Raw genomic sequence first — 10126 nt, 5'->3', positions numbered from 1 at the left:
CGCAGCTCGGAATCGCGCATGTGGTAGGTCAGGCTCACGGCGCAATTGTGGCAGTCGGCAATCCATTCACACTCTTCACATTGCAGGTAGGGCGAATACCCCCGGCGGTTCTGAAACAGAATGCTTTGCTCGCCCCGCTCCATGTTTTTTTGCAGACCTTCCAACAAAGCCGACGAAAACTCATTTTTCATCGTTTTCTGCCGCTTTTCCTGCTGCGTATTTACTAGTATAATATTCGGCAACGTAGCATCACCGAAGCGGCTGAACAACTCCACCAGCCCATACCGCCCCTGTTTGGCCTGAAAATACGTTTCGAGCGAAGGCGTAGCTGAACCCAATAAAACTTTTGCCTGCTGCCAGTGCGCCAGCATCATCGCTACGTCGCGGGCATGATAGCGCGGGGCCGGATCATGTTGTTTGTAGCTGGTTTCGTGTTCTTCATCCACAATAATCAGCCCTAAGTTGTCGAAGGGAAGGAAAACTGAAGAACGTACCCCGACTACGAATTGATATTGTCCCGAAACCACTCCTTTCCAGACTTCGACGCGCTCGTTATCTGAAAATTTTGAGTGATAAATCCCCATTTTATCGCCAAAAACACGTTGCAGACGTACTACAATCTGGGTCGTCAACGCAATTTCGGGTAACAAGTACAATACCTGCGAACCGCTCGCGAGTGCCTGTTGAATCAGATCGATATAAACTTCGGTTTTACCACTACCCGTAATCCCATGCAGCAAGACAATATTCTGGTTTTCAAACTGCTGCATAATTTGCTCCGAAGCGCTACGTTGGGCATCGGTGAGCCGGATTTCGGTTTGGAGCGCCGTATTATTATCGGAAAAACGAGGTTGAATGATTTCAAACGTTTCGAAGACCTGATTCTTGATAAGTGTCGATAAAGAGGACTGTGAAATTTCATCATCCTGGTTTAAGATTGTCTTATCCAAACCTTTGTGATTCAATTCCGGGTTTCGCTGCATCGGCACATGGCGCAGGTAACGCATTACTACCTCCTGCTGTTTAGGCAGCTTTTCAAGCCGTTGCAGCAAAACCAGTAATTGCTCCCGTTCTTCGTAATTACGATGCAGCCGAATCTTTCGCACCATTTTCGGAATATACTTTTCCTTTACTTCTTCGAAGACGATGATCGCTTTTTTGCCAACCAGCGATTTGATCAGAGCTGGTACGTTGGTGCCTTCACCGGCCAGTCGGCCAAGCTCTTCGTACGATAAAGCTGGGTGTTTTTTGAGTTCGGTCAGTAAGAGTTCCTCTACTTCAGTGAGCAGTTCCGGATAATCGAAGTCAGGATTGAACTGTACTTTCGACTGGCTCGAAATTTTCAGTCCCGATGGCAGCGCTACGTTCATTACGTCGCCAATGCAGCACATATAGTACTCGGCCATCCATCTGAACAACTCTAACTGATAACCCGTAACAAGCGGATATTCATCCAGTACTTCGCTAATGTAACGGGCCTGATAAGCCGTGGGCGGTGAATTATGCAGTCGGGCAACGACGGCCGTCAGCACACGACCGTTGTTTTTACCAAAAGGAACAATTACCCGTGCACCAATTTTCAGAATTTCCGCCATCCCACGCGGAACCCGGTACGTAAATAATCGTGGAACAGGAATGGGTAAAATCAGGTCGGCGAAGAAGGTGACTTCTTCTGCTTCTGTTGATGAAAAAAGGGTGAGTAACTGGTTTTCCACGGACTGATGACGGGTGGTACGTCAGGTAAATATAAGGAAAACCCGTCGTTGGTTCGGCGAATTCCCGATTTGTTAAAAAAGGCGATGCTTGCCAAACCTTTGTTTGCTTTTTGACTGTTAACTTAACTGAACGCGAGCCGTCCGAAATTTAATCATGCAACCCTACGACGTTATTATTGTTGGCGGTGGCCCTTGTGGCTTGGCCGCTGGTATCGAAGCAACCAAAGCTGGTCTGAGTCATCTAATTCTGGAAATGGGTAGTCTGACCGAGTCAATTCGGCAGTATCCGCGTCGAATGCGTTTCTTTTCAACGGCTGAAAATATTGAAATCGGGGGGCTACCGTTCGCTATTTCTGACGTGAAGGCAGGACGTAACGAGGCCCTTCAATATTATCGGAAAGCCGCGGCCTATTATCATCTGAATTTCAAGCTGTTTCAGCAGGTCTGGGAAGTCCATAAAGAGGGTGGTATCTTTACTGTAACGACAACGACCGGTGAACGTTATCAAGCCCATAAGGTTATTATGGCTACTGGCTATTTCACCCGGCCCCGCTGGCTTAACATCCCCGGCGAAAACCTCCCTCACGTATCGCATTACTACGACGAACCGTTTAAATATTCCTTCACGAACGTAGTGATTGTTGGGGCGTCGAACTCGGCCGTCGAAGCAGCCCTGGAATTGTATCGTCATGACGTAAACGTAACAATTGTTCATCGGGGCGAAGACTTCCGCAGTACGGTAAAATACTGGCTTGTACCGGACGTAAAAAATCGTGTTAAAGAGGGGCGAATTAAAACCGTATTTGATTCGTGTGTTACTCAGATTGAGGAGCATCAGGTAACGGCTGTAAATGTAAAAACCGGCGAAGAAACAAGTATCCCCGCCGATTTTGTATTTGTTTTGACGGGGTATATTCCCGATGCTGACTTGTTACGCCGTTGCGGAATTGAGCTTAATGCCGAAACCCAGGTGCCGTTTTATGACAAAGAAACGTTCGAAACGAACGTAACAGGCTTATACGTATGTGGAACCGTGCTGGCTGGCATTTACACAGAAAAAGTATTTATCGAAAACGGTCGTGAGCACGCCCAGTCTATTATTGATCACATAATGGGTAGGGAAGTGCACAAAGTGGCCGAATTAATTCAGCGTATTTAGTCCGCAAATTCTAATCTGGACGACTTGAGGGTCGAACTTGCTATCGACTTCGATGCAACCCGATCCAACTCTTCCTGCACAGCTTTGGCAAACGCTACTTTGTCAGACTTTCGGTAGAGTTCTATCTGCCTTCGCTTGGAGGGGGGGCGGAAATCGTTGTTGATTCGCTGGCAGGCTACCCACAAATCCGGATTTAATTTGATTTTATACTGACGTATTGGCGTATCTACACCGAACCAAAGATTAATAATATTGCTGACAGTCGGCTTAATAACAACACTCATGACTTGCTTAAAGAGTTTAATAGTTAATAACTGGTTGTGGACTAATAAGGTTTTTGTGTATATCTGCAACTAATGCATTGAATATAATTGGTGATGTAGCTGCTTTGAAAGAACAATTGTATCAACGGTAAAAATTGACTGACGGATCGTCAAGAAGACCTAATGAACTGCTGATTTCTTTAAGAAGCTTTGACTAAATAAAGACTTTTTTGTTTCGTATCTACTTTAAAAAAGATATTAAATTCTTTATAAATTCATAAGGTTGATATATAATACGGTCTTCAATTGCATAGAGTGCTCTAGGTAAAGCAAAGACAGCATCGAACAAGGTTAGTTGAAAATGATAGAGTTGTTCAGATAAACGTTACGTATCAATAATTTAGTGACACGTAGAGAGAGGAGTTACTAAAACGAAGCTTCTAGTTGGTAAGCGATGCAAATATTTCTTGAAAACAGTACATTGAATCATTTTAATTTACTTACTTTTAAGAAAGTTTTCAGGTTCTCCCTAACACTATACCTTTTCAGCCTTGACTGTATACAGTCAAGGCTCTTTTTTTGTAAAGTAAGGTTACTTCCACATTGAGTTGTAGATGAGAGAAATAAGGAAAGCCAGTAATCCAGCTATGACGCCAGGATAAACAGAATAATAACTAAATGAATTAGTGTGTATTCATTACGTTCATTTTCGATTATATCTGAATAAAATCCGATGGATAACTGTATAATTCTGCAGGTTAAGTTTTTTCATTATGATGATAATAGTTAGACCAAAGTAAACGGTTAGTTTTCAAAATTTTACGTACGAGATATTTACAGAAAAGCTAAACAGCTCACCAAGGATGCAAGTAGTGCAATACAAAATAATAATCGAATTAGTATACTAATTTTTCTAGAACTCATTGCTCTTACGAACAAATAATTATAGGTACGCTCAGTTTTTATTGAAGTAGTGGCTAATAGATTATAGGTTGATTATCAGAGCACTAATCTGTATTTACTACAAAGTTGGTAGTAGACGACTTATTCTAGCTGGGTTTATATTGGCTGATGTGAGGAATTGACTTTTGAGCAGGCGTATAAGGCGTTTGATAAAAAAATAAAATCATATGCTTATTTTATAATTTTTTTAATACTATACTTCTTCTATTAATAGAATAAATTCTCAGCTAGTGCTTATTAGTTAAACGGGCAGACCGATTGATTAATTTATTTAGCTTTTTAGACGTTTTTAGGCAACTTGCTTATCTGCTCACTAATTCCTTAAATAGCCTAAAGCTGATGAATCAAAAAAAAACAGACCAAGCTGCTGAAGTTCTAAAAACGATTGCTCATCCGATTCGCATTCGAATATTACTGGCTTTGGTTGATCAATCATCAATGAAGGTATCAAGTCTTCAGGAATACCTGCAGGTTGAACAATCGTTGTTGTCCCATCATTTAATAAAAATGAAAGACCGGGGTGTACTGGCTAGTAAACGTCAGGGACAGGAGATTCATTACTCATTGGTGGACACCTCGTTGCCGGATATTTTAACATTACTGCTTAAATAGTACTAATCACTTCGGGCAGTAAGGCGGGCGGCCTATGGATCGCCTTTGTTAACTATTATACCCATGCGTATAGACTAGACAGTTTCTGCTATAAAGGGAAAACCACATTTATACTTAAGTATTATAAATAGAAGATTTTGTCTGCTAACTAGAAAGATCCATTTTCTGCTACGTTGTTATATTAAATAGCTATTTAGTGAATTATCAATAAATTATCAATTGAATTTTGATTATACGTTTCCTTAATGTTAGCAAATATGCCTTAAGGGAAACTATTGTAAACTAAGATTAGTACTTTTATTAAGAATACACTCAACTATTACAATCTATGCCTTTTCCACTTAATGAGAGCAAAAGACTAGAAGCTTTACATCGATATCAGATTCTGGATACGTTGCCCGAGACCTCATTTAATAGGTTAACTGAGTTAGCGTCCATAATCTGCCAGGCACCTATTTCGCTCGTATCGTTAATTGATGGGCAACGGCAGTGGTTTAAAGCAAAGCTGGGGCTCGATACAGAAGAGACTAGCCGTGATATAGCGTTTTGCCGATACGCGATTTTGGATAAAGATATATTCGAGGTAGAGGATGCAACGCTGGATGAGCGTTTCAAAGAAAATCCTCTTGTTACGTCAGACCCACATGTACGGTTTTATGCGGGGTATCCCTTAACTGACCCTGATGGGTATGCATTGGGAACGCTGTGTGTATTGGACCACACAGCCCGAAGACTTTCCGATAGCCAAAAGCAGGCGTTAAAATTAATTGGTGAAATAGCCACTAACTTAATTGTCGAGAACCGGCAAAAACAGGAGCTGACTTACTTTGAGCATCTTTTTACACTGTCAAACGATTTAATTTTCGTTGCTGATAGTGATGGCTATTTAAAAAAGATAAACCCGGCTTTTCATCAGGTGTTAGGATGGGATGAAGCTTACTTATTAAGTGTACCTTTTTTTGAATTAGTCCATCCTGATGACTTGCTATTAGCACAACGGGAAATCAATCAGTTATTCGCTGGAATACCAACGGCTAATTTCACCTATCGATTCCGGTGTCAGAACGGGACCTATCGTAACCTCCAGTGGGTAGCAACCCCTGAACCCGCTACTGATTACCTGTTTGCTGTTGCCAGAGATGTTACTGAAGAGACACAGAAAGAACTAAAACTTTATCAGTCGGAGAATAAGTTTCGCTCATTTTTTGAAAACTCCCAGGGGCTCATGTGTACGCATGATCTGGATGGCAAACTTTTGAGCGTAAACGTAGCAGGAGCCCATGCACTCGGGTATGAACCTTCAGAGCTTATCGGAAATCTGCTAAGCGATATTATTCCTCAGGAGCAGCATACAGGATTTACCGCTTACCTGGATACTATTCGTGAAGCAGGTAGAGCTAGTGGGATCATGCAGACGAGACATAAAAATGGCGAGCTTCATACCTGGTTGTTTTCCAACGTTTTAGAACAAGAGTTGGATGGTGATTACTACGTTATTGGCAACGCTATTGATATCACCAAGCGGCACGAGCTGGAGATTGATCTGAAACGAACGAAGCAAATGCTGGAACAGACTAACGAGGTAGCCAGAATTGGAACCTGGGAGGCTGATATAGTCCAGCGAACTATGCACTGGTCGTCTGTTACCAAAGCAATTTATGAAGTGTCAGCCGATTTTGAACCGACTATCGATGATACCATAGCCTTTTTTGCAGGAGAAAATCAGAAGCGAATGTCGAACGCTATAAATCAGGCTATTCGCTACGGTGATGAGTTCGATTTGGAGTTGCAACTCAAAACAGCGACTGGTCGAACTATATGGGTTCGTTTGCTGGGAGTACCTGAGTTCGAAGGAGGTATCTGTAAATGTATATATGGAATCCTGCAGGATATCGATGAGAAAAAAAGAGCAGAACGGGCTCTTATTAACGAGAAGTTGAGATTGGCAGCTTTCGTTGAACATGCTCCAGCAGCCGTGGCCATGTTTGATCAGGATTTCAGATACATTGCTGTTAGTAATCGCTGGCTGGAAGATTATCGTCTTTCGGGAAGCGTGCTGGGCTTGTCGCATTATGATGTTTTTCCTGATCTGTCGGATAACTGGAAAGCTATTTTTAGCCGATGTATCAAGGGAGCAGTCGAGAAGAATGATGACTATACCTGGCGGGCAGAAGGTGACCAATATGATCGGCATTTATGCTGGGAAGTGAGGCCCTGGTACCAGTTTGATGGGTCAATCGGGGGAATCATGATGTTCACTCAGGATATTACAGAGGCTTGTCTGCAGCGGGATGAACTGACAAAAGCCAAGGTACAGGCCGAACAGGCTAGTAAAGCTAAATCGGAATTTCTGGCCAATATGAGCCACGAGATCCGAACACCTTTAAATGGCGTAATCGGGTTCACGGATCTGGTACTTAAAACCTCCCTTTCAGAAACTCAGCATCAGTACCTGTCTATTGTTAATCAGTCGGCTAATGCCCTGCTGAGTACGATAAACGATATTCTGGACTTCTCGAAAATTGAAGCCGGTAAACTAGAGCTCGCTATTGAAAAAGTAGATATATACGAAATCAGCAGCCAGGCTACTGATATCATTACGTATCAGGCTCAAAATAAAGGCCTTGAAGTACTGCTCAACCTTCCGGCCGATTTGCCTCGCTTTGTTTATGTGGATTCTGTGCGCTTAAAACAGATTCTGGTGAATTTGCTGGGGAATGCCGTCAAATTCACCGATAAAGGAGAAATCGAATTAAAAATCACTACGTTAACCGACGTCGCCCAGGATTACATTACGTTCCGTTTTGAGGTGCGGGATACAGGTATTGGTGTTAAGCCCGACATGCAGGCGCGCATTTTTGAAGCCTTTTCGCAGGAAGATCCATCCACCACTAAAAAGTACGGGGGAACAGGATTAGGTCTTACAATCTCCAATAAGATACTGGGGTTGATGGGGACTAAGCTCGAGTTAAACAGCAAGCCGGGAGAGGGCAGTTGTTTTTCCTTCGATGTAAAACTCAAAACAGAGCCAGGAGAACCTATTGTCTGGCGCGATATGAGTCTGCTAAAGAACGTACTGATTGTGGATGATAACGAAAACAACCGCTTTATTTTAAAGCAGATGTTTCTGTTAAAGCAAATCAACGTTGAAGAAGCACGTAATGGCTTTGAAGCGCTTCAGTTGTTGGGTGGGCACAAACAGTACGATGTGATTCTGATGGATTATCATATGCCGTATATGGACGGTTTGGAAACGATTGAAAAAATCCGGGCCAACTTCTCCAATTCGCCAGATCCTCAGGATATTGTGTTACTGCACAGTTCATCCGATGACGAGCGAATCATTAAAGCATGTGAATCGTTAGCGGTCAATCAGCGTTTGGTAAAGCCAATCAAAATGGCCGAATTATACCGCGCTTTATCTCGATTAGGCCAGCAGGACGAAAAATCGCTGGTTTTGGATTTGAAGGAACAAATCCAACTGGATACAGCCCTGATCAAGATACTTCTGGTTGAGGATAATAAAATAAACCAACTACTGGCTAAGACGATCGTTACCAGAATTGTGCCTAATGTGCAGATTGTTGAGGCAGTTGATGGGCAAGAGGCAGTTCAGAAGTATCAGGAGGAGCAGCCTGATATCGTGTTGATGGACATTCAGATGCCAGTTATGAACGGGTACGAGGCCACAAAGCGAATCAGAGAACTAGAGCAGACGTATCGTACACCAATCATTGCCTTAACGGCAGGCACCGTGAAAGGAGAGCGGGAAAAATGTCTGGAAGCGGGGATGGATGATTTTATTACCAAACCAATCGTAGAAGAATCGCTCATCTCGATATTTCAGCAATGGCTAAAATCGACGCGAAGTGTTGCTAAGAGTGTGATGAAGACAAAACAATCGGACTCGCATTTTGACGCTCAGGTGATAAAAAATATAGCCGATAATGATCTGTCATTTGCCCGTGAGCTTATTGAAGCGGCAGAAAGCGAGCTCAATGCTTCTATTGCCAGCCTTTTAGAACACGAGAAAACGGGGGACTGGGTAAGCTTTAAAGCAGCTGGACACAAACTACGTGGAACAGCCTTGAGCGCCGGAATGCCAAATCTTGCTCAATTGGCTTACAACGTAGAATATACGGAGCATTTTGAACCAAGCTCCGTACGGGAATTAGTACGTAGTGTTCAATCGGAAATCGGGCTTATTACGTCCCTTTTGAGAGAAACGCTAAAAGGCGATTTTATTTTTAATGAAGACGTATGAATTGACAGATGAATTTTGTCCGTTAGTGAACAGATTCTGTCCGTAACTGGACAGGGTTCAGCATCGATGGTTGAGGTAAGCGTTTGATAGTCAGTGGTGAGCGTAGTTGGCATAAGCTTTGGATTAAGAAAGCTACCAGTAAACGACTAAACCACGACTACCATGTTACCACTAATGAGCAAAGTAGCAGCTTCTCTTTTGTTGAGTGCTTCCACATTGATTAATCCAACCATGCCAAACGGGCTTTCATTCGACGCCAGCGCATACGTTACGGCGAAAAATGAGATTCGTGTAGCTGTCGAAAAACCAGTCAATACCCCCGTCACAATTGTGCTACGTAATAAAGACAATCAGGTTCTGTATCGTCAGACAATCAATCAGAAAGACTCAAAGTATGCGTTAAAATTGAATATCGACGAACTGGGTGATGGACTGTACGAACTAGAAGTAAAGTCAAGCGAAGGTAGTATCCGTAAACAACTGAATGTTGCTACTCAGCCAGTCCGGGAAGTCAGTCGTACAATTGTTATGCAGTAAAACAACATAAAGTATAGTACGTAAAAAGCCCCGGCTACTAGCGGGGCTTTTTCTATGAATCAAGTTCTATATCAGTTAGTTATCGATCAAACACAGCAAGTAGTTAAACTGGAAAAATAAACGTGTGTGCTTTATAATTTTAGCTACTCGAATACCACTAAATAACTACTTGCCAAAGTGATTTTGATCAGGCAAGCAACGATATAGCCAGATTGGTTTGGTATTGCAGACGTTCAAATGATAAAACATACTTCGTTCGTGAGTGGTCGTCCCAGCCGGAATGATCACAATAGTATCGGAGCTGATCTATTTCTGTCTCTGCGCAGATTGATAAAATTGTAAAGGCAAGACAGTAACTTCTCGTAGCAGGGCTGGTACGTCGCAATTCCTGAGCTAACTTTTTAATTCGTTTATGGGAAGAAACGAGCGGGGCGGCTCCATGTCCGACGTGTAATTTTTGGACATAGTCGTTTTCTGCCAGGATCTGGCTAATAAGTGAGAGTTGCATAGTTGATTAATAGGGATAAAGTTCATTTTCTTAACCCCAATCTCAGCTACTTTATTATTGGTAAGGTACAGTTTTCTTCCAGAAAATTTGTGAAGTCAGTCTGGT

At 42.6% G+C, this 10126-nt stretch carries 6 protein-coding genes; 4 read left to right on the top strand and 2 right to left on the bottom strand.

Annotated elements, in window-relative coordinates:
• On the bottom strand, window positions 1–1595 hold a 1595-nt coding region (priA, locus tag ACOJS8_RS16680), incomplete at its 3' end, for a replication restart helicase PriA (protein WP_420149678.1).
• Window positions 1596–1869: 274 nt separating this feature from the next.
• Between priA and ACOJS8_RS16675 the strand changes: the two genes are divergently transcribed.
• Window positions 1870–2874, top strand: a complete 1005-nt coding sequence (locus tag ACOJS8_RS16675) for a YpdA family putative bacillithiol disulfide reductase (protein ID WP_420149677.1) — start codon at window positions 1870–1872, stop codon at window positions 2872–2874.
• On the opposite strand, the gene ACOJS8_RS16670 is transcribed toward ACOJS8_RS16675, so the two are convergent.
• Window positions 2871–3158 (bottom strand): hypothetical protein, encoded by a 288-nt coding sequence (locus ACOJS8_RS16670; protein WP_420149676.1) that lies wholly within the window; start codon window positions 3156–3158, stop codon window positions 2871–2873. The genes ACOJS8_RS16675 and ACOJS8_RS16670 overlap by 4 nt on opposite strands.
• 1281 nt (window positions 3159–4439) lie before the next feature.
• Here ACOJS8_RS16670 and ACOJS8_RS16665 point away from each other — a divergent pair.
• The 3 genes from ACOJS8_RS16665 (at window position 4440) to ACOJS8_RS16655 (ending at window position 9513) form a co-directional block, all read left to right on the top strand.
• A complete protein-coding gene (locus ACOJS8_RS16665; protein ID WP_420149675.1) occupies window positions 4440–4712 on the top strand; it encodes an ArsR/SmtB family transcription factor in 273 nt (90 codons plus the stop codon).
• 328 nt (window positions 4713–5040) lie between these two features.
• Entirely contained in the window at window positions 5041–8976 is a 3936-nt protein-coding gene (locus tag ACOJS8_RS16660; protein ID WP_420149674.1) for a response regulator, read from the top strand.
• Between the two features lie 162 nt (window positions 8977–9138).
• Window positions 9139–9513, top strand: a complete 375-nt coding sequence (locus ACOJS8_RS16655; RefSeq protein WP_420149673.1) for a hypothetical protein — start codon at window positions 9139–9141, stop codon at window positions 9511–9513.
• Window positions 9514–10126 lie beyond the last annotated feature (613 nt).

This window comes from Spirosoma sp. (genome assembly GCF_048594605.1).
Lineage (GTDB): Bacteria > Bacteroidota > Bacteroidia > Cytophagales > Spirosomataceae > Spirosoma.
The sequence above is the reverse complement of the archived record's forward strand: the minus strand, read 5'-3'. Positions and strand labels throughout refer to the sequence as shown.

Bases quoted from the DNA above. Each gene is read 5' to 3' on its own strand.
- ACOJS8_RS16675 (WP_420149677.1), top strand. From the start codon at position 1,870: ATGCAACCCTACGACGTTATTATTGTTGGCGGTGGCCCTTGTGGCTTG.
- ACOJS8_RS16670 (WP_420149676.1), bottom strand. From the start codon at position 3,158: ATGAGTGTTGTTATTAAGCCGACTGTCAGCAATATTATTAATCTTTGG.
- ACOJS8_RS16665 (WP_420149675.1), top strand. From the start codon at position 4,440: ATGAATCAAAAAAAAACAGACCAAGCTGCTGAAGTTCTAAAAACGATT.
- ACOJS8_RS16660 (WP_420149674.1), top strand. From the start codon at position 5,041: ATGCCTTTTCCACTTAATGAGAGCAAAAGACTAGAAGCTTTACATCGA.
- ACOJS8_RS16655 (WP_420149673.1), top strand. From the start codon at position 9,139: ATGTTACCACTAATGAGCAAAGTAGCAGCTTCTCTTTTGTTGAGTGCT.